The following is an 18,754-nucleotide window of genomic DNA, read 5'->3' as shown; positions in this document are numbered from 1 at the left end:
CCAGAACTTGCCACAGCTGTGGCGGGAATGAGCTGTCGCCCGGCTGGAATTGCCACAATAGTTGACACTCGAATGAAGTCGGTAGCAGGATCGCCACACGGAAATGAAGATCCAGACCGTTGAGGAGGGGGAGCTCTCGGTGCCACATCTCGCAGCGGTGGGCCCGTCTGATGGCCTCGTCCGAGCCGGTGAGGAGCGCCTGGCGGGCGAGGAATCCGCCCGCGGCGCAGTGCGGTCGGAGCGGCGCAAGGAGATTTTGCGCCAGCGCCGCGAAGAACTGGGCCTGAGCCAAGAGGACGTCGCGTCCCGGCTGCGCATCAGCGTGCGCGCGTACGGGAACTGGGAACGCGGGCTCGTCAAGGAGTGGACGGACCGCAAACTCCTCGCCCTGGCCGAGGCCTTGGAGATGAGCGAGCGGCAGTGCTTCTGGCTGTTCCGGGTCATGGTCGACCGGGACCCGCCGCCCACCTGGCGCGCGGCCGAGGAGAACCGGCTGCCCCAGGACCCGGCCCAGCGCGACTACCTGGTCGACTACGCGGCCCTGATGGAGGCCGTGCCCTACCCGAGCTTCCTGGTGGACCACCGGTGGGACGTGGCGCTCACCAACTCGGCCTTCGACCGGCTGTTCCAGTCGGTGCGCCCGCACCCGACGGCCCTGCCGGACGACAACTTCCTGCGCTTCGTGCTGTTCCACCCGGACGCCGCGGCCGTGCTGGAGGACCACGAACCGGCCTGGTGCGTACCGCTGTTGGCCCAGTTCGCGACCGCCCTGGCCGCGGCCCCGGACGACGAGGGCCTGCGGAGCATCCGTCAGGAGGTGGCCCGCGACCCGTTCATGGAGGCGGCCTACCGGTACGGGGTCCCGCACTGGCTGACCACGCACGGGGAACTGGCCGCCGAGCAGGACGGCGCGGTGCGGACGGTGCGTCACCCCGACCCGGGCTGGGGCCTGGTGCGGTGCCGGATGGTAGCGGAATCCAGCCGCATGCTGGAGGGCATGGGCCTGACCCGGATCACCCTGGTGCTCTCGGCGCCGCAGGGCGTGCCCGCCGGTCCCGTACGCGGCGGCACCGGCTTCCCGCAGCAGCCGGGGGCCCGTCTGCGGGCCGTGCCGCCGCTGGGCGAGTGACGCCGCGGGGGAGACTGGTGCCCTGAAGCGTGTGCCGCGGCGCATGCCACGGCGGGTCCCGCGGCGTCCGGCCGCGCCGGCCCGCGTGGGATGCCCGTGCGATGCCACGATCCGCGACACCGCGCGGATGCCACCGATCGTGGCATCGCTGCGGCGCCGCCGGGGTCGTGGCTTCGCCCGTGCCCGGGGCGGCCCCGGGCCGTGGCCGCGGCCACGACGGCGGAAGGGCGGAACAAGGCATGAGGTTGACCATCCTCGGCGGGGGCGGATTCCGCGTCCCGCTCGTCTACGGGGCACTGCTCGGGGACCGCGGCGAGGGCCGGGTGTCCCGGGTGACGCTCTACGACGAGGACCCCGGCCGGCTCACCGCCATGGCCCGGGTCCTCGCGGACCAGGCCGCGGTTGCCGGCGTCCCGGACGCCCCGGCCGTCACCGCCACCGGGGACCTGGACGAGGCCCTGCGCGGAGCCGACTTCGTCTTCTCGGCCATCCGCGTCGGCGGCCTGGAGGGGCGCGCGGCCGACGAGCGGATCGCCCTGGCCGAGGGGGTGCTGGGCCAGGAGACGGTCGGCGCGGGCGGCATCGCGTACGGCCTGCGGACCGTGCCGGTGGCCCGGGAGATCGCGCGCAGGATCGCCCGTACCGCCCCCGGGGCGTGGGTCATCAACTTCACCAACCCGGCGGGCGTGGTCACCGAGGCCATGGCCGAGGAGCTGGGCGAACGGGTCATCGGCATCTGCGACTCGCCCGTGGGCCTCGGCCGCCGGATCGCCCGGCTGCTCGGCGCCCGGCCCGGCGAGGCGTGGATCGACTACGTCGGCCTGAACCACCTGGGCTGGGTGCGCGGCCTGCGGATCGGCGGCCGCGACGAGCTGCCCCGGCTGCTGGCCGACACCGAGGCGCTGGAGTCCTTCGAGGAGGGACGGCTCTTCGGCGCCGAATGGCTGCGCTCGCTCGGCGCGGTCCCGAACGAGTACCTGCACTACTACTACTTCAACCGCGACACGGTACGGGCCTACCAGGAGGCGAAGCAGACGCGCGGCGCCTTCCTGCGGGACCAGCAGCGCGGTTTCTACGCCGAGGCCGGCCGGCCGGGGCAGGGCCCCGGAGCGGCGCTGGCCGCCTGGGACCGGACCCGGGCCGAGCGCGAGGCCACGTACATGTCCGAGAACCGCGAGGTGGCGGGCGTGGGGGAGCGCGAGGAGAGCGACCTGGAGTCCGGCGGCTACGAGAAGGTGGCCCTCGCCCTGATGCGGGCCATCGCCCGGGACGAGCGGGCCACGCTGATCCTCAACGTCCGCAACGGCTCGACGCTGTCCGTGCTCGACGCGGAGGCGGTCGTCGAGGTCCCCTGCCTGGTCGACGCGAACGGCGCCCACCCGGTGTCCGTGGCGCCGCTGCCGCTGCACGCGGTGGGGCTGGTCACCTCGGTGAAGGCGGCCGAGCGGGCGGTGCTGGCCGCCGCGGCGAGCGGCTCGCGCGCGGACGCGGTGAAGGCCTTCGCGCTGCACCCGCTGGTGGACTCGGTGGGGGTGGCCCGCAGGCTGCTGGAGGGGTACGCGGCGGAGCACCCGGGCCTGTCCTACCTGCGCTGACCGGCCCGTTCCAGCCGCTTCACTCCTGCGGCGGCCCGCGGCATGCGGTGCGGCGGGGGTGCTGCGAGAGTGCGGGGTGTGACCACCGCCCCCGCCGTCGCCGCGCCCCCGCCCGTGCTCGACCGGCGGCGGCGGGGCGTCGTCTTCGGCACGATCATGCTGGGCGTGCTGCTGGCCGCGCTCGACCAGACGATCGTGGGCACCGCCCTGCCCACCATCGTGGCGGACCTCGGCGGCGCGGCCCACATGGCCTGGGTGGTGACCGCGTACCTGCTCGCGGAAACCGTCGCGACGGTTTTGGTCGGGAAGGTCGGCGACCTGTTCGGCCGGAAGGTCATCTTCCAGATCTCCGCCGTCATCTTCATCACCGGCTCCTTCCTGTGCGGCCTCTCCGGCACCATGACCCTCCTCATCCTGTGGCGGGGCCTCCAGGGCATCGGCGCCGGAGGCCTGATGGTCACCTCCATGGCGCTGATCGCCGACGTGGTGCCGCTGCGCGAACGCGGCAAGTACCAGGGCGCGATCGGCGCCGTCTTCGGCGTCGCCACCGTCATCGGGCCGCTGCTGGGCGGGCTGTTCACCGACCACCTCAGCTGGCGCTGGGCCTTCTACGTCAACGTCCCGATCGCCGTCCTCGTGGTCGTGGCGGCCGCCCGGACGATCCCCGCCGTACGCGCCGCCGGCCGGCCCGCCATCGACTACCTGGGCATCGCCCTGGTGGCGGCCGGGGCGAGCGCGCTGATCCTGGCCACCAGCTGGGGCGGGAACGAGTACGCCTGGGGCTCCCCGCTGATCATCGGGCTCTTCGCGGGCGGCGCCCTGGCCCTCGCGCTGTTCTGCCTGGCGGAGACCCGGGCGGCGGAACCGATGCTGCCCATGCGGCTCTTCCGCAATCCCGTCTTCACGGTGTGCTCGGTGCTCAGCTTCGTCGTCGGCTTCGCCATGCTCGGCGCGATGACCTTCCTGCCCACCTACCTCCAGTACGTCGACGGCGACTCGGCCACCCTCTCCGGCGTACGGACCCTGCCGCTGGTCATCGGCCTGCTGATCGCGTCCGTCTACAGCGGCAACGCCACCGGCAAGACCGGGCGCTACCGCGTCTTCCCGATCGCGGGCTGCGCGGTGATGGGCGCCGGGCTGTACCTGCTGTCGCTGATGGGGCCGGGCACCGGCGGCTGGCTGGAATCCCTGTACATGTTCGTCCTCGGCACCGGCATCGGCCTGTGCATGCAGGTGCTCACCATCGCGGTGCAGAACACCGTGGACTACGCCGACCTCGGCACGGCCACCTCCGGGGTCACCTTCTTCCGTACGCTCGGCAGTTCCTTCGGGGCCGCCGTCTTCGGGACGATCTACGCCAACAGCCTGGCGCCCCGGCTGGAGGCCGCGGTCGCGGAGGCGGCCCGGGCGACCGGCGCCGACCCGGCCCGCGTCGGCGCCGCCGCGCAGAGCCCGCAGGGGGTGCACGCCCTCGAACCGGCCGGGGCGGGCCCGGTCATCGGCGCGTACGCCGGCGCCCTCCACACGGTGTTCCTGTGGACGGTGCCGGTGGCGGCCGTCGGCTTCGTCGTCGCCCTCTTCCTCAAACAGGTCCGGCTGCGCGACAGCGCCCGGGCCGGGTCGAGGGACATCGGCGACGGCTTCGCCTCCCCGGCCACGGCCTCCGGGGACTCGGCCAAGCTGCTGGAGCTGGCGGTCGGCAAGCTCGTACGGAACATGGGGCCCGAGACGGCGCGGGCGATCGTCCACGCCTCCGACACGCGGCTGGACATGGCGGGTGCGTGGGCGGTGATGCAGGTGGACCTGATGACCCGGACCGTGGGGCACGCTCGGCTGGGGCTGATCGCCTCGCGGCTGTCGCTGCCGCCGGAGGTGCTGCTGCCGGTCTTCGACCGGATGGTGGAGGAGGGCTTCCTGACGCGGCAGAACGGTTTCTTCGCACACACCCCGGCGGGGGAGCGGGAAGCCGGGGTGATCGCGCGGGCCTGGGCCGACTGGCTGGGCGACCGGCTGGAGCAGGACCGCGGCCGGCCGCGCAGCGAGGAGCTGCGGGCGGCGGCGGACGCGATCGCCAAGCGGCTGCTGGCGGAGGACCTGGGCGAGGGCAACTTCGCCCCCCGGCTGGCGGTGCGGGGGTCCTAGGGGGCGTCGGTGCAGTAGCGCCGGCCGCCCGAAGGGCAGGCGGGACTGTGCGGACACCCCCTGGGTTGTCGCTCGTCCGGGCCCTGTCGTGCGGATCGGCAGGACGCGCCTACGAGGCGTCGGTGCGGGTGGGGTAGTCGTACGAGGGCACGTGCGGCAGGGACGGGAGGTCCGGGCGCCAGGCGCGCAGGACGGCCGCCGAGGGCGCGTACAGGGCGCCGGGGATCTCCTCGGGGGCGAACCAGCGCCAGCGGGCGATCTTGTCGGGCTCGGTGACGGCCGGGCTGCCCTCGGCGGAGCGGGTGACGGCGGCCGCCGTCAGGCGGGTGGGCCCGGCGAGCGCGGAGATCTGCACGGCCAGCACCTCGATGCCGGCGGGGTCGGCCCGCAGGGAGGTCTCCTCGGCCAGCTCCCGGGCGGCGGCCTGCTCGAAGCCCTCCCCGGGGTCGACCTTGCCGCCGGGCAGCTCCCAGCGGCCGTCGTGCGCCTCGCCGAGCAGGATGCGGCCGTCGGGGCCGAGGACGATCAGCCCGACGCCGACGACCGCGTTGGGCTGGGGGGTGTTCCGGGCGGGGCGGGAGCCGGCCGGGGAGGTGGCTCCGGAGCCGGCTCGGGGGGTGTCGCGTTCGGTGGCCATGGGCCCCATCTTCGCAGGGCAGGCGGGTTCGCCCGGCGGGGCCGGGCGGGCCCCTAGGACGCCTGTACGAGTTTCGGCCGGGCTCCGCTCGTGCAGGCTCTGTGCGGTCTGATCGTCGTACGGTACGCCGGTTCGGGGGACGCATTGGCACATCTGCTGGTCATCGGCGCAGGCATCGCGGGGCTCGCGACCGCCCTCCTCGCGGCCCGCCGCGGACACACCGCGGACCTCTTCGAACGCGACACCCGGACCGCCGGCACCGCCCTCGACCAGGACTTCTTCGGCTGGCACCGCCCGTCCGTACCGCAGGCGGCCCAGCCCCACGTCCTGCTCGGCGCCGCCCGCAACCTGCTGCGCACCGAACTGCCCGACGTCCACGTCGAGATGCTCCGGCTCGGCGCCCGGGAGCGGAACGAGCTGGACTGGTTCGACGTACGGCCGGCCGCGCGGCCGGGCGACGAGGACCTGGTCATGCTCCAGTGCCGCCGCATCGTGTTGGAGAGCGCGCTGTCCACCGCCCTGCGGGCGCAGCCGGGCGTGGTGGTGCGGTACGGGGAGCCGGTCGCCGCGCTGACCACGGCCGGGCAACCTCGGTCGGAGCCGTGGGTGCGGGTCACCGGGGTGACCACGCCGGGCGGCGCGTACCGGGGTGACCTGGTGGTGGACGCGGGCGGGCGGCGCGGCGGCTCCACCGGGCTGCCCGCCGCGGCCGGCTGCCGCCCCGCCGCCGTGGAGCGGCACCGCACGGGCCTCGCGTACTTCTGCCGCTGGTACCGGCTGCCCGACGGCACGGACGAGGGGCCGCGCCGGCCGTGGACGGTGACCGGCGGCGCCTTCGCGGGCTGCGCGGTCTTCCCGTCCGACAACCGGGTCTTCGCCGTGACCGTCTTCGCCCACACGGCGGACCCGACCCGCGCCGCCCTGCGCGATCCGGCCGTCTTCGAGGCGGCGGCGCGGGCCTTCCCGCCCGGCGCGGCCTGGCTGGACCTGGGCGCCGAACCGTTATCGGGGGTCCTGGCCATGGCGGGCCTGGACAACCGGTGGAGCCCCCTGGCCGACGAGCGGGGCCCGGTGGCGACCGGGGTGGTCCCGGTCGGTGACGCGCTCACCCACACCAACCCGACCCTGGGGCAGGGGACCGCGCTCGCCCTGTGGGCCGCCGACCGGGTGGCCCGGACGGCCCATCAGGACCCCGGCTCCTTCGGCTTCGCCGCCGGCTACCACGGCTGGGCGCTGCGCACGCTGAAGCCGTGGTTCGGCCTCCAGGTGTGCGCCGACGCGGTGGTGGGGGAGCGCCTCGCGGCGGGGGCGGGGCTCGGGGCCGGGAACGGGGCGGCGGGGGCGGCTCCGCCCGGTGGGGCGGACCGGGTGCGCGAGGCGGCCGCGCTGTTCGAGTGCGCCCTGGAGGATCCGGAGGTGATGCGGGCGCGGGCCAGGGTCCGCCACCTCGTGCAACCGCCCGACCGGGCCTACGCCGACCCCGCGGTCCGGGCGCGGGTGGCACGCTGGCTCGGGGCCCGGCCCGGGTGGGCGCCCCACGCGGTGGGTCCGGACCGGGCGGAGTGGGAGCGGCTCACCTCCGCGGGGGCGGGGGCCGGCGTGGGGTCCGGCGCGGGCGTCGGCCGTCAGCCGGGGGTGCCCAGCACCTCGGCCAGTTCGTAGCCGACGACCTCCTCCAGCTGCGCGTACGTACAGCTCTCCGGGGTGCGGTCGGGGCGCCAGCGGGCGAACTGCGCGGTGTGCCGGAAGCGGTCGCCCTCCATGTGGTCGTACCGCACCTCGCAGACCCGCTCAGGCCGGAGCGGCACCCAGGACAGGTCCTTCTTCCCCGTCCAGCGGCTCTGGGCGCCGGGAAGCCGGGCGCTCTCGTGCGCGGACTCCTCCGTCCAGGAGGCCCACGGGTGCCCGGCGGCGTCCGGCATCCGCAAGGGGGCGAGCTCCTCGACCAGCTCGGCGCGGCGCCTCATGGGGAAGGCCGCGCAGACGCCGACGTGTTGGAGCGCGCCCTGGTCGTCGTACAGGCCGAGCAAGAGTGATCCGATGATCGGACCGCTCTTGTGGAAGCGGAAACCCGCGATGACGACGTCCGCCGTACGCTCGTGCTTGATCTTGAACATGAGGCGGGCGTCGGGCCGGTAGGGAAGATCGAGGGGTTTCGCGACGACCCCGTCGAGCCCGGCGCCCTCGAACCGCTCGAACCACTCCCGCGCGAGCGCGGAATCGGTGGTGGCGGGCGCGAGGTGGACGGGGGGCCGGGTGGTGGAAAGGGCGTGGACCAGGGCGTTGCGGCGCTCGACGAGCGGGCTGTCGAGGAGCGAGTCGTCGCCGAGCGCGAGCAGGTCGAAGGCGACGAAGCTCGCCGGGGTGGTCTCGGCGAGCAGCTTCACGCGGGAGGCGGCGGGGTGGATCCGCTCGGTCAGCCGGTCAAAGTCGAGCCGGCCGCCGTGGACGATCACGATCTCGCCGTCCACCACGCAGCGCGGCGGCAGATTCTCCTTGAGTGCGGCCACCAGCTCGGGGAAGTACCTGTTCAGGCTCTTGCCGGTGCGGCTGCCGACCTCCACCTCCTCCCCGTCGCGGTGCACGATCGCCCGGAAGCCATCCCACTTGGCCTCGTACTGCATGCCCGGCGGGATCGCCCCCACGGACTTGGCGAGCATCGGTTTCACGGGCGGCATCACCGGCAGATCCATGCCATCGATTCTGCGGTGGTACGACCGGGTTCGCCCGGTATGCGGGCCCGGCCGCGCGCGCCTACCGTGGCACGCATGGGTGCTGCGGGTGATGCGATCGAGCTGGAGGCGGGCGGCCGGACGGTACGGCTGTCCAGTCCGGACAAGGTGTACTTCCCGGAGCGTGGCCTCACCAAGCGGCACGTCGCCGAGTACTACCTGGCCGTCGCCGACGGGATCACGCGCGCCCTGCGCGACCGCCCCACCACCCTGGAGCGGTACCCGGAGGGGGTGGAGGGGGAGTCCTTCTTCCAGAAACGGGCCCCGAAGAACCTGCCCGACTGGATCCCGACCGCGCACATCGCCTTCCCCAGCGGCCGTACGGCCGACGAGATCTGCCCGACCGAGCCGGCCGCCGTCCTGTGGGCCGCCAACCTGGGCTGCCTGACCTTCCACCCCTGGCCGGTGCGGCGCGGGGACACCGACCGGCCGGACGAGCTGCGCATCGACCTCGACCCGCAGCCCGGCACCGACTACCACCACGCGGTGGCCGCCGCGCACGAATTGCGGGCCCTCCTGGACGAGCTGGGGCTGCGCGGCTGGCCCAAGACCTCGGGCGGCCGCGGCCTGCACGTCTTCGTCCCGATCGCACCGCGCTGGACCTTCACCGAGGTCCGCCGGTGCGCGATCGCCCTGGGCCGGGAGCTGGAGCGGCGGATGCCGGGCAAGGTCACCACGGCCTGGTGGAAGGAGGAGCGGGGCGAGCGGATCTTCGTGGACTACAACCAGACGGCACGCGACCGGACGATCGCCTCGGCGTACTCCGTCCGCCCCCGCCCGCACGCCCCGGTCTCGGCGCCGCTGCGCTGGGACGAGGTGGACGACGCGGAGCCGCGCGACTTCGACATCGTGACGATGCCGGCGCGCTTCGCGGAGCTGGGCGACCTGCACGCCGACATGGACGAGCACGCCTTCAGCCTGGACACCGTCCTGGAACTCGCGGCCCGCGACGAACACGACCACGACCTGGGCGACCTGCCCTACCCCCCGGACTACCCGAAGATGCCGGGCGAACCGAAGCGCGTCCAGCCGAGCCGCGCGAAACCCCAGGCCTGAAACCCGCCCCGCTCCCCACCGAGCACCCCCGCCACACCCCGAACGACACGCCCTACGCTGGCGACATGCCCGCTCACGCCCCGCGCCCCCTCCTCTTCCTCGACGTCGACGGCCCGCTGATCCCCTTCGGCGGAACGGGCTACCGCACGGCCCCCGACCCCTGGGAGGAGACCGGCAACCCCCTGCTGGCCAGGCTCGACCCTGCCCTCGGCCCCCGGCTGCTGGCCCTGCCGTGCGATCTGGTGTGGGCCACCACCTGGTCGGCCGAGGCGAACGACGCGCTCGCGCCGCGGCTCGGCCTGCCGCCCCTGCCGGTGGTCGACTGGCCGGACCCCTCCGACGACGAGGGCCGGGACGGCCTCCACTGGAAGACGCGCACGCTCCTGGCCTGGGCGGCCGGGCGCCCCTTCGCCTGGGCCGACGACGAGATCACCCCCGCCGACAGCAGCTGGGCCGCAGCGCATCACCCCGCCCCGGTCCTGCTGCATCGGGTGGACCCGCGTGCCGGGCTCACGGACACGGACTTCGCCGCTCTCGGCGACTGGCTCGCCCAGCCCGGTTCCGTGGCCGCGGGCGCGTAGACGGCAACGGCCGTGGCATGGTGTTGATCAGGTGTTGATCGGACGTCCATCAGGCGGGTTCACGATCGGCGCATGTCGATGAACTCCACCGTCACCCCCGCCTGGTACGACCAGGCCCTGTGCGCCCAGACCGGGCCGAGCTTCTTCTTCCCGGAGCCCGGCTCCTCGCTCGCGGACGCGAAGCGGCTCTGCGGGGCGTGCGAGGGCAGGGCGGCGTGCCTGCAGTACGCCCTGGCGAACGACGAGCGGTTCGGCGTCTGGGGCGGGCTCTCGGAGTCGGAGCGGCTCGCCCTGCGCCGGCGCGGCTGAGCACCCGCAGCCGCGTACGGCCCCCGGCGGGGCCGGGGGCCGTGGCGGTGGTGGCGTTCAGCCTGGCGTTCAGCCCTTGCGGGCGGCCAGCCGCGCGGCACGCGCGGCCAGGCGCTCGTCGAACTTGCGGGCCTCGGCGTCGAGGCCGTTCATGAAGAGCCCGAGCTCCTCCTGGGCCTTCTGCCCCTCCGGACCCAGACCATCGATGTCCATGATCTTGAGGAAGCGGATCACCGGGCTCAGTACGTCGTCGTGGTGGATCCGCAGGTTGTAGACCCCGCCGATGGCCATCTGGGCGGCCATCCGCTCGAAGCCGGGCATGCCGTGGCCGGGCATCCGGAAGTTGACGACGACGTCCCGCACGGCCTGCATCGTCAGGTCCGGGGCGATCTCGAAGGCCGCGCCCAGCAGGTTGCGGTAGAAGATCATGTGCAGGTTCTCGTCCTGCGCGATGCGGGCCAGCATCCGGTCGCAGACCGGGTCGCCGGACTGGTGGCCGGTGTTGCGGTGCGAGATGCGGGTCGCGAGCTCCTGGAAGGCGACGTACGCCACCGAGTGCAGCATCGAGTGGCTGTTGTCGGACTCGAAGCCCTCCGACATGTGCTGCATCCGGAACGCTTCCAGCTTGTCCGGGTCCACGGCGCGCGAGGCCAGCAGGTAGTCGCGCATCACGATGCCGTGGCGGCCCTCCTCGGCGGTCCAGCGGTGCACCCAGGTGCCCCAGGCGCCGTTGCGGCCGAAAAGGGTCGCGATCTCGTGGTGGTAGCTGGGCAGGTTGTCCTCGGTCAGCAGGTTCACGACCAGGGCGATCTTGCCGATGTCGGTGACCTTGGACTGCTGGGGGTCCCAGGCTTCGCCGTCCTCGAAGAAGGCGGGGAAGTTCCGGCCGTCGCTCCACGGCACGTACTCGTGGGGCATCCAGTCCTTGGTGACCTGCAGATGGCGGTTGAGTTCCTTCTCCACCACCTCTTCCAGCGCGTACAGCAGCTTGGCGTCGGTCCACGCCTCCGAGCTGCCGAGGTGGGGAGAGGTGATCGTCACGGGTACTCCTGGGGACAAAGCGAATTACCTACGGTTCCGTAGCCTACGGAGTCGTAGGTTAAGCGCGACATCAAGGAGCGCCAAGCCCCAGCCATCGTCTTGTCCGGCTACGTCCGGTTATCTATGCAGTTTGAGGGCGTGCCGGACGCCCCCGGAGGGGTCAGAATCACGCCAGAAGGTGGTCCGCCGCTCCCGTCTTGACGTCCGGGAACGGCGGACCTGAGGCTCACCCCGCCCCGGCCCCGCCCAGCGGGCGGGGCCGGGGCCGGGACGCTACCGCCCCCACTCCATGGAGCCCCGGACCTCCTCGGCCGTGGTCGGCCGCAGCCCGCCGTCGAGCACCAGCCACCGCGTGATGCCGACCGACTCCAGGAACGGCACGTCGTGGCTGGCCACCAGCAGCGCACCCCGGTAGGACTCCAGGGCCTCGCCGAGCTGCCGTACGCTCGCGAGGTCCAGGTTGTTCGTCGGCTCGTCCAGCATCAGCAGCTGCGGGGCCGGCTCGGCCAGCAGCAGCGCCGCGAGCGTCGCCCGGAACCGTTCGCCACCCGAAAGGGTGCCGGCCGCCCGGTCCGCCCGGGCGCCCCGGAACAGGAAGTGCGCGAGCCGCGCCCGGACCACGTTGTTCGAGGCCTGCGGCGCGAAGCGCGCCACGTTCTCCACCACCGAGCGCTCGTCGTCCAGCACGTCGAGCCGCTGCGGCAGGAAGCGGGCCGGGACGTGGGTGACCGCCTCTCCGGACACGGGCGGCAGGAGCCCGGCGATGGTCCGCAGCAGGGTCGTCTTGCCCGAGCCGTTCGCGCCGACCAGGGCGATCCGCTCCGGACCGCGCACCTCCCATTCCCCCGCCGCCCGCGCCCCGTGGGCCAGGTGCAGATCGCTCAGGGTGAGCACCCGCCGGCCCGGCGGGACCTGGGTGGCGGGCAGCTCGATCCGGATCTCGGCGTCGTCGCGGACCGCCTCGACGGCCTGGTCCAGCCGCTCCCGCGCGTCCGCCAGTTTCTCGGCGTGCATGATGCGGTGCTTGCCCGCCGATTCCTGGGCGGCGCGTTTGCGGGCGCCCATGACGATCTTCGGCTCGCGCTTGTTGTCGTTCATCTTCTGGCCGTACCGCTTGCGCCGGGCCAGTTTGACCTGCGCGTCGGCCAGTTCGCGCTTCTGTCGCTGTACGTCGGCCTCGGCGACCCGGACCATCCGCTCGGCCGACTCCTGCTCGGCCGCGAGCAGCCGCTCGTAGTCCGAGAAGTTGCCGCCGTACCAGCGGACTTCGCCCTCGCGCAGGTCGGCGATCTGGTCGACCCGCTCGAGGAGCTCCCGGTCGTGGCTGACCAGGACCATCACCCCGGACCAGGCCTCGACGGCCGCGTACAGGCGGCGTCGGGCGCGCAGGTCCAGGTTGTTGGTGGGCTCGTCGAGGAGCAGGACGTCCGGCCGGGCGAGCAGCAGGGCCGCCAGCCGCAGCAGGACGCACTCGCCGCCGGACAGCTCGCCGACGGTGCGGTCCAGGCCGATGCCGGCGAGGCCGAGCTGGTCGAGCATGGCCAGGGCCCGCTCCTCCACGTCCCAGTCGTCGCCGACGGCCGCGAAGTTGGCCTCGGTGGCCTCGCCCGCCTCGATGGCGTGCAGGGCCGCGCGGGCGGTGCTGATGCCGAGTACCTCGTCCACCCGCAGGGCGGTGTCGAGGGTGGCGTTCTGCGGGAGGTAGCCGATGGTTCCGGCGACGGAGACCTGTCCCGAGGAGGGGGACAGGTCGCCCGCGAGGAGCTTCAACAGGGTGGATTTCCCACAGCCGTTGAGTCCGATCAGGCCCGTCCTGCCGGGCCCGACGGCCAGCTGGAACCCGTCGAAGACGGGGGTGCCGTCGGGCCAGTCGAAGGAGAGGTCGGAGCAGGTGACGAAAGCAGGGCCATGACTCATGGAGGCCTCCAGGTTGCGTGAATGGTGCGTGCAACGCGGGGAGACAGCCGACTGTCACGAGGATCGCGTGGATGCGGTGGTGGTCGGTGTCTCGGACCTCAGAAGAGCAACGTCCTGCTCCGTTTCGACGGCAGTGGGGCGTCTACGAAGCTACGGGCGGCCCGGAGCCGCCCGCAAACGAATTAATCAGCAGGAGCCGCGCATCAACTCGTCGAGGCTGTGGTCCATGTCGAGGTAGCGGTGTTCCAGCCCGGGCGGTACGAGCGCGGAGGTGCGTTCGAGGAACCGCTGGAGCTCGGCCGTGGTCATCAGTACGATCGCCACCCCTTCCGGCGCGTGGAACTCGACCGTGGTGCGGTCCCCGTCGTAGGGCCGCACCCGCACGTCGCCGCAGCCGGCCGGGTGGCGGATCCCGGACATCAGCAGCTCGCGGGCGAAGGTCCACGAGACCTCGACGCCCTCCAGCGTGGCCAGCGCGGGGAAGGCCATGCGGACGGCGAAGGGATCCGAGCGGTCGTAGCAGAGGGTGACGGGGACGGTCTCGACCTTCGGTGCGGTGGCGATCAGTCGGGCCTGCACGGCCTGCTCGATGACAGTGATCAAGGCTCGCTCCCTTGCGGCGGATCTGCTGTCGGGCTTGGGGTGGAGCCCGGCAACCGGATAGACGCCGGAATCGGCAAATCCGTGCATGGCGGATGACGTGAGCTGTGTCACCGATTGGCGCAATCTCACCCGTGGGATCGCACAGAGTGAGCGGTCGGTGGGTGCGGGCCAAGGGGCCCAAGGCGCACGGTGCGGCCGGCGGCGAACTCAAGACGTCCGGTATTCGCTCGCTCCACAGGCGTAAGCCGGTGCCGGATGGGGCCGAACGGGTGAGGCGGTCGCGGGGGAGGCGCCCTGGACGGGACATGGGGGGTGCGTTAGCTTCCGGCGCCATGAGAATTCTGGGAGTTGGCATGTGCGCGGCAGCCGTGCTGGTCGCGGTTGCCGTGGCCCCCGCGCAGGCGGACGCCGTCGGCGCCGACCCGGCCGCGGAGGCCGTCGGCCCGGGCTTACGCGGCGCCGGCTGGGCTGTCAAGGAGACCGGTCGGGAAGGCGCCGCGGAGGTCCGCTTCCGCGGCCTCGCGGCGGTCAGCCGCAGTACGGCCTGGCTGGCGGGCTCCAAGGGCCGGGTCCTGCGCACCGGCGACGGCGGCCGCAGCTGGCGGGACGTGTCCCCGCCGGGGGCGGTGGCCGAAGGGCTGGAACTGCGCGACATCGAGGCCTTCGACGCCCGCCGGGCGGTGGCCCTGTCCATCGGGGAGGGCGAGGCCTCCCGGATCCTGCGCACCGAGGACGGCGGCGCGACCTGGACCGAGGCCTTCCGCAACCCCGACCCGCGGGCCTTCTACGACTGCCTGACCTTCTTCGACCCCCGCCACGGGCTGACCGTGAGCGACCCGGTGGACGGCAGGTTCCGCCTCCTGGCCACCGACGACGGCGGGCGCAGCTGGCGGGTGCTGCCGGACTCCGGGATGCCGCAGGCCCTGCCCGGCGAAGCCGGCTTCGCTGCCAGCGGCCAGTGCCTGACGGCCTCCGGGCCCCGGGACGTGTGGCTGGCCACGGGCGGCGGTCCCGTCGCGCGGGTCCTGCACTCCGCCGACCGGGGCCTGACCTGGCGGGCCGCCGACTCCACCGTCCCCGCCGGCGACCCGGCGCGCGGGGTGTTCGCCCTGGCCTTCCGCGACCGTACGACGGGCCTCGCGGCCGGCGGTGACTACCGTACGGGCCAGGCCTCGCCCAGAGCCGCCGCCCGCTCCGCCGACGCGGGCGGGACCTGGAGCCAGGCGGTGACCCCGCCGCCCGCCTACCGCTCGGGCGCGGCCTGGTACCCGTACGGGCGGCCCACCGCCCTGGCGGTGGGCCCGACCGGAACGGACGTCACCACGGACGCGGGGCGCACCTGGCGGCCGCTGGACGCGGGGTCCTTCGACACCGTCGACTGCGCGGCCGACGGCGGCTGCTGGGCGGCGGGGGAGAAGGGGCGGGTGGCGCGCCTGGAGCGGCGCTGATCAGGCGGTGGGCGCAGTGCCCGGGGCCGGCCGGGTGAACAGGTCCATGCCCGGGTAGGCGCCTGCGGTGAACCCGGCGGCCCGGTAGACGCCTTCGCCGTCGGCGCTGGCGTGCAGCTGGACGTAGTGGATGCCGATCCCGTTCAGCCAGGCGACCAGCCCGTCGACGATCCGGCGGCCGTGGCCCCGGCCGCGGGCGGCCTCGTCGGTGACGATGCCGTCGAGGTACCCGCGGCGGCCGTCCGTCCAGCGGGGGCTGGGCAGGTGGTACGTCACCCAGGCCATGCCGGTGGCCACCAGGGGTTCGCCGGGGGCGCCGCCGACGACCAGGCAGTGCACGTCGGACCGTCCGGTGAGGCGCTCGCGGAACCAGCCGTCGGCGGTGGCCCGCCAGGGGTGGTCGGAGCTCCCGGGGTCCATCCCGAGGGAGGCGAGGGCGACGGCGCGCAGCCGTATCAGCTCGGGGACGTCGGCGGGTACGGCGGGGCGGGGCTGCACGGTTCCTCCAGGGGACGCCGCCCCGCAGCCCGGGCCGTACCGGGCCTGGGACACGGAAGCGGACGCGGGGCGGGGCCGAGGGGTCAGGACGGGAGGGTCTCGCGGAGCGGAGCCAGGCCGGCCGAGGTCTTCGTGGCGACGAACTCCGTTATGCGGTAGGCGCAGACGCCCGCCACCTGGAAGGGGTCCCCCTCCGCTATCTTCTCGATCTCGGCGCGCGAAACCCCGCGGGCCAGGATGACCCCGCCGTCGCGCGGGACCTTGCGGCCCGAGGCTAGGAAGACGCCGGACGCGTAGTAACCGTCCAGCCAGGCGATGTGCGCGTCCATCTGCGCTTCGACGGCTTCGATGGGCGCGGTGTAGGTGAGCTCCATGACGAACATGATCGCCAGGCTACTCTCGCACCATCATGACGACTGTGAAGACCCCCGCCAACGAGGCCGAGGCCCGGGCGATACAGGACGAACTGCGCAACCGTGTCGTGCTCGGTGAGGCCGGCCCGCAGCCCGGCCAGGGGCTGGTCGCCGGGGTGGACGTCGCCTACGACGACGAACGCGACCTGGTCGCGGCCGCCGCCGTCGTCCTGGACGCCGCCACCCTCGAGGTCGTGGCCGAGGCCACGGCCGCCGGGCCGGTCAGCTTCCCGTATGTTCCCGGCCTGCTCGCCTTCCGCGAGCTGCCGGCCGTACTCGCCGCCCTGGAGGCGCTCCCCGTCACCCCCGGCCTCGTCGTCTGCGACGGCTACGGCCTCGCCCACCCGCGCGGCTTCGGCCTGGCCTGCCACCTGGGGGTGGTGACAGGTCTTCCCAGCATGGGAGTCGCGAAGAACCCCTTCACCTTCTCCTACGAGGAGCCCGGCGCCCGGCGCGGCGACGCCTCCCCGCTGCTCGCGCCCGACGGCGCCGTCGTCGGACGGGCGTTGCGCACCCAGGACGGGATCAAGCCGGTGTACGTCTCCGTCGGCCACCGCGTCTCCCTGGACAACGCCTGCGCCCACGCCCTCGCCCTGAGCCCCCGCTTCCGCATCCCCGAAACCACCCGCCACGCCGACTCCCTCTGCCGCCGCGCCCTGCACGAGGCCACCGAGACGGCGTCGTAGCAGTCCGTTACGGGCCTCCTGGCGGGGCTCGGCGGGTGGCTCACGGTGTCGGGGCCGCCTGTTCGAGGAGGGCCTCGATGAACGACGTGACGTGCGGGCGGTCGCGGCGGCGGTCGATCGTGGCGACGCCGATGTGCCGGGACGGAGCCGGCGGACCGACCGGGACGGCGCACAGCCCCGGCACTGCCGGCGCGAGCGCGAGGGACGGGATCAGGGAGACGCCCATTCCCGCGGCGACGAGCGAGCGGGCGAAGAAGTAGTCGGTGGTGGTGGCACGCACATCCGGCGCGAAGCCGGCACGCGCGGCGTAGCGGCGCAGGTACGCCTCGGTCTTGAGGCAGCCGAGTACCCAGGGTTCGGCTGCCAGCTCGGCGAGGTCGAGTGACTCGCGGTCGGCGAGGCGATGCTCCTCGGGCATGACGGCGTACAGGGGATCTTCCAGGAGCGCGGTCCACCGCAGGCTGGAGCCCGGGCCCGGCCCGACGGGCAGCGGGCCGTCGAAGTGGTAGGCGAGGGCGAGGTCGACGGCGCCATGGCGGAGGAGGGGCAGGGTGTCCTCGGGCTCGCCCTCCCTCACGTGGAGCAGGGTGTGGGGATGGGCGGCCATGAACCGGGGGAGTGCGCCGGGCAGCAGGTGCCTGCCGCCGCTGGTGAAGGTGGCGACGGTGAGTTGTACACGGCCCGTATGCAGCCGCTCCACCTGCTGCCTGGCCTGTTCGAGCTCGGCCGCGACGGACTCGGCGGCCCCGACCATGATCTGGCCGGCCGGGGTCAGGGAGACCCCGCGCGTGCTGCGGGTCACGACCTGCGCACCGAGGCTGCGTTCGAGCACCGCTACGTGCTGGGAGACCGCGGAGGGGGTGAGACGGAGGGCCGCGGCCGCCCTGCTGAAGCTCCCGTGGTCCGCCACCGCCCGCAGGACGCGGAGCCGCTGCACATCGATCAACAGTATTCCTTAACGCCATTCCAGCAAGCCGCTACTTCTGCTGTTGATCGTAGGAGTCCAGGGTGGGGGCATGCAAAGGATCTGCGTCATCGGCGGAAGCCGCTACTTCGGAAAGCTCCTGGTCGAGCGCCTGCTGGCGGCCGGCCATCGGGTCACTGTGCTCAATCGCGGCTCCACCCGCCCGCCCGCCGGTGGCGAGCACCTCGTGGTCGACCGCGACGACGAGGCCGCTCTCGTCGCCGCGCTCGGCTCGCGCGCCTTCGACACGGTCGTCGATCAGGTCTGCTACACCCCCGTGCAGGCCGCGATCGCCGCCCGCGCCTTCACGGGTCGTACCCGGCGCTACGTCATGACCTCCACGATCGAGGTCTACGACCCGGCGACCGCCGCGCTCCCGGCCGTGCCGGAGGGCGTCCTGGTGACGGAGGAGAACGTGGACCCGCGTGCCTGGCCGGTGGCCCCGCACCTGCCCTGGCACGACGAGGCGTACCTGGAGGCGCACTACGCCGAGGGCAAGCGCCAGGCGGAGGCCGTCCTCACCCGGGACGGCGGCTTCGCGTTCGCCTCCGTGCGCAGTGCGCACGTGCTGGGCGGCGGCGCGCGGGAGTTCACCGGCCGGCTCGCGCACTACACCGAGCGCATCGCCCGGGGCGACGAGATCGCCGTGCACGCCGCACCGCTGCCGACGGTGTTCGTCCACCACGCGGAGCTGGCGGACCTGCTGCTGTGGGCAGCCACCGCCACCGACTTCGCCGGTCCGGTCAACGCCTGCTCCGACGGCCTGCTCGACGTGCGCGACCTGGCCGCGGCCGTCGCCGCGCAGACCGGCCGTGAGCCCGTCCACCGCACCGTCGCCACGGGCGGGACCGCTTCCCCGTTCTCCTTCGACCGCCACTACGCCATGAGCAACGCCCGAGCGAAGCAGCTGGGCTTCTCCTTCTCCCGTACGGCCGACTGGCTCCCCGGAGCCATCGCCGAAACCCTCACCACGCCCGCCGCCCCCGCCTCCTGAGGAGTGCGA

At 73.6% G+C, this 18,754-nt stretch carries 18 protein-coding genes; 10 read left to right on the top strand and 8 right to left on the bottom strand.

Annotated features, from left to right (window positions below):
- Positions 1-139: 139 nt before the first annotated feature.
- The 3 genes from ACZ501_RS25340 to ACZ501_RS25330 all read left to right on the top strand — a co-directional run bounded on the left by ACZ501_RS25340 (position 140) and on the right by ACZ501_RS25330 (position 4,866).
- A complete protein-coding gene (locus tag ACZ501_RS25340; RefSeq protein WP_361610195.1) occupies positions 140-1,129 on the top strand; it encodes an MmyB family transcriptional regulator in 990 nt (329 codons plus the stop codon).
- A gap of 239 nt (positions 1,130-1,368) precedes the next feature.
- Positions 1,369-2,724, top strand: a complete 1,356-nt coding sequence (locus tag ACZ501_RS25335; RefSeq protein WP_468798301.1) for a 6-phospho-beta-glucosidase — start codon at positions 1,369-1,371, stop codon at positions 2,722-2,724.
- Between the two features lie 42 nt (positions 2,725-2,766).
- The gene (locus ACZ501_RS25330; protein WP_468798298.1) at positions 2,767-4,866 is read left to right on the top strand and encodes an MDR family MFS transporter; all 2,100 of its coding nucleotides are present in this window, start codon (positions 2,767-2,769) and stop codon (positions 4,864-4,866) included.
- Between the two features lie 109 nt (positions 4,867-4,975).
- Here the strand turns inward: ACZ501_RS25330 and ACZ501_RS25325 are convergent, their stop codons facing one another.
- Positions 4,976-5,503, bottom strand: a complete 528-nt coding sequence (locus ACZ501_RS25325) for a nucleotide triphosphate diphosphatase NUDT15 (RefSeq protein ID WP_362462533.1) — start codon at positions 5,501-5,503, stop codon at positions 4,976-4,978.
- Between the two features lie 90 nt (positions 5,504-5,593).
- Between ACZ501_RS25325 and ACZ501_RS25320 the strand changes: the two genes are divergently transcribed.
- A complete protein-coding gene (locus ACZ501_RS25320) occupies positions 5,594-7,165 on the top strand; it encodes an NAD(P)/FAD-dependent oxidoreductase (RefSeq protein ID WP_468798295.1) in 1,572 nt (523 codons plus the stop codon).
- On the opposite strand, the gene ACZ501_RS25315 is transcribed toward ACZ501_RS25320, so the two are convergent.
- Positions 7,129-8,196 carry an ATP-dependent DNA ligase gene (locus tag ACZ501_RS25315; RefSeq protein ID WP_468798292.1) on the bottom strand — a complete coding sequence of 356 codons (1,068 nt, stop codon included), beginning with the start codon at positions 8,194-8,196 and terminating at the stop codon, positions 7,129-7,131. The genes ACZ501_RS25320 and ACZ501_RS25315 overlap by 37 nt on opposite strands.
- A gap of 75 nt (positions 8,197-8,271) precedes the next feature.
- On the opposite strand from ACZ501_RS25315, the gene ligD reads away from it, so the two are divergent.
- The 3 genes from ligD (at position 8,272) to ACZ501_RS25300 (ending at position 10,181) form a co-directional block, all read left to right on the top strand.
- Positions 8,272-9,291, top strand: a complete 1,020-nt coding sequence (gene ligD, locus ACZ501_RS25310) for a non-homologous end-joining DNA ligase (RefSeq protein WP_361609113.1) — start codon at positions 8,272-8,274, stop codon at positions 9,289-9,291.
- A 65-nt stretch (positions 9,292-9,356) separates the two neighbouring features.
- The gene (locus tag ACZ501_RS25305) at positions 9,357-9,872 is read left to right on the top strand and encodes an HAD domain-containing protein (protein WP_468798289.1); all 516 of its coding nucleotides are present in this window, start codon (positions 9,357-9,359) and stop codon (positions 9,870-9,872) included.
- Positions 9,873-9,944: 72 nt separating this feature from the next.
- Entirely contained in the window at positions 9,945-10,181 is a 237-nt protein-coding gene (locus ACZ501_RS25300) for a WhiB family transcriptional regulator (protein WP_361609109.1), read from the top strand.
- A gap of 69 nt (positions 10,182-10,250) precedes the next feature.
- On the opposite strand, the gene ACZ501_RS25295 is transcribed toward ACZ501_RS25300, so the two are convergent.
- The 3 genes from ACZ501_RS25295 to ssgD form a co-directional block, all read right to left on the bottom strand.
- Entirely contained in the window at positions 10,251-11,222 is a 972-nt protein-coding gene (locus ACZ501_RS25295; RefSeq protein WP_361609107.1) for an acyl-ACP desaturase, read from the bottom strand.
- A gap of 273 nt (positions 11,223-11,495) precedes the next feature.
- Positions 11,496-13,139 (bottom strand): ABC-F family ATP-binding cassette domain-containing protein, encoded by a 1,644-nt coding sequence (locus ACZ501_RS25290; RefSeq protein ID WP_361609105.1) that lies wholly within the window; start codon positions 13,137-13,139, stop codon positions 11,496-11,498.
- A gap of 186 nt (positions 13,140-13,325) precedes the next feature.
- Positions 13,326-13,742 (bottom strand): spore wall synthesis regulator SsgD, encoded by a 417-nt coding sequence (ssgD, locus tag ACZ501_RS25285; RefSeq protein ID WP_361609103.1) that lies wholly within the window; start codon positions 13,740-13,742, stop codon positions 13,326-13,328.
- A gap of 353 nt (positions 13,743-14,095) precedes the next feature.
- Between ssgD and ACZ501_RS25280 the strand changes: the two genes are divergently transcribed.
- On the top strand, positions 14,096-15,190 hold the full coding sequence (locus tag ACZ501_RS25280) for a WD40/YVTN/BNR-like repeat-containing protein (protein WP_468798286.1): 1,095 nt from the start codon (positions 14,096-14,098) through the stop codon (positions 15,188-15,190).
- Here ACZ501_RS25280 and ACZ501_RS25275 read toward each other — a convergent pair whose 3' ends face one another.
- The gene (locus ACZ501_RS25275; RefSeq protein ID WP_362462551.1) at positions 15,191-15,688 is read right to left on the bottom strand and encodes a GNAT family N-acetyltransferase; all 498 of its coding nucleotides are present in this window, start codon (positions 15,686-15,688) and stop codon (positions 15,191-15,193) included.
- An 83-nt stretch (positions 15,689-15,771) separates the two neighbouring features.
- Positions 15,772-16,071 carry a YciI family protein gene (locus ACZ501_RS25270; protein ID WP_468798283.1) on the bottom strand — a complete coding sequence of 100 codons (300 nt, stop codon included), beginning with the start codon at positions 16,069-16,071 and terminating at the stop codon, positions 15,772-15,774.
- 26 nt (positions 16,072-16,097) lie between these two features.
- On the opposite strand from ACZ501_RS25270, the gene ACZ501_RS25265 reads away from it, so the two are divergent.
- A complete protein-coding gene (locus ACZ501_RS25265) occupies positions 16,098-16,787 on the top strand; it encodes an endonuclease V (RefSeq protein WP_468798280.1) in 690 nt (229 codons plus the stop codon).
- Between the two features lie 40 nt (positions 16,788-16,827).
- On the opposite strand, the gene ACZ501_RS25260 is transcribed toward ACZ501_RS25265, so the two are convergent.
- Entirely contained in the window at positions 16,828-17,733 is a 906-nt protein-coding gene (locus ACZ501_RS25260; protein ID WP_468798277.1) for a LysR family transcriptional regulator, read from the bottom strand.
- A gap of 70 nt (positions 17,734-17,803) precedes the next feature.
- Here ACZ501_RS25260 and ACZ501_RS25255 point away from each other — a divergent pair, with 70 nt between their 5' ends.
- A complete protein-coding gene (locus ACZ501_RS25255; protein ID WP_468798274.1) occupies positions 17,804-18,745 on the top strand; it encodes an NAD-dependent epimerase/dehydratase family protein in 942 nt (313 codons plus the stop codon).
- Positions 18,746-18,754 lie beyond the last annotated feature (9 nt).

Source organism: Streptomyces sp. NPDC034085 (assembly GCF_055575555.1).
This window is presented reverse-complemented; position numbering and strand designations above follow the sequence as displayed.

Coding starts and splice junctions, on each gene's coding strand:
- ACZ501_RS25335 (WP_468798301.1), top strand. CDS start 1,369: ATGAGGTTGACCATCCTCGGCGGGGGCGGATTCCGCGTCCCGCTCGTC.
- ACZ501_RS25330 (WP_468798298.1), top strand. CDS start 2,767: ATGCGGTGCGGCGGGGGTGCTGCGAGAGTGCGGGGTGTGACCACCGCC.
- ACZ501_RS25325 (WP_362462533.1), bottom strand. CDS start 5,503: ATGGCCACCGAACGCGACACCCCCCGAGCCGGCTCCGGAGCCACCTCC.
- ACZ501_RS25315 (WP_468798292.1), bottom strand. CDS start 8,196: ATGGATCTGCCGGTGATGCCGCCCGTGAAACCGATGCTCGCCAAGTCC.
- ligD (WP_361609113.1), top strand. CDS start 8,272: ATGGGTGCTGCGGGTGATGCGATCGAGCTGGAGGCGGGCGGCCGGACG.
- ACZ501_RS25305 (WP_468798289.1), top strand. CDS start 9,357: ATGCCCGCTCACGCCCCGCGCCCCCTCCTCTTCCTCGACGTCGACGGC.
- ACZ501_RS25300 (WP_361609109.1), top strand. CDS start 9,945: ATGTCGATGAACTCCACCGTCACCCCCGCCTGGTACGACCAGGCCCTG.
- ACZ501_RS25290 (WP_361609105.1), bottom strand. CDS start 13,139: ATGAGTCATGGCCCTGCTTTCGTCACCTGCTCCGACCTCTCCTTCGAC.
- ACZ501_RS25280 (WP_468798286.1), top strand. CDS start 14,096: ATGTGCGCGGCAGCCGTGCTGGTCGCGGTTGCCGTGGCCCCCGCGCAG.
- ACZ501_RS25270 (WP_468798283.1), bottom strand. CDS start 16,071: ATGTTCGTCATGGAGCTCACCTACACCGCGCCCATCGAAGCCGTCGAA.
- ACZ501_RS25265 (WP_468798280.1), top strand. CDS start 16,098: ATGACGACTGTGAAGACCCCCGCCAACGAGGCCGAGGCCCGGGCGATA.
- ACZ501_RS25255 (WP_468798274.1), top strand. CDS start 17,804: ATGCAAAGGATCTGCGTCATCGGCGGAAGCCGCTACTTCGGAAAGCTC.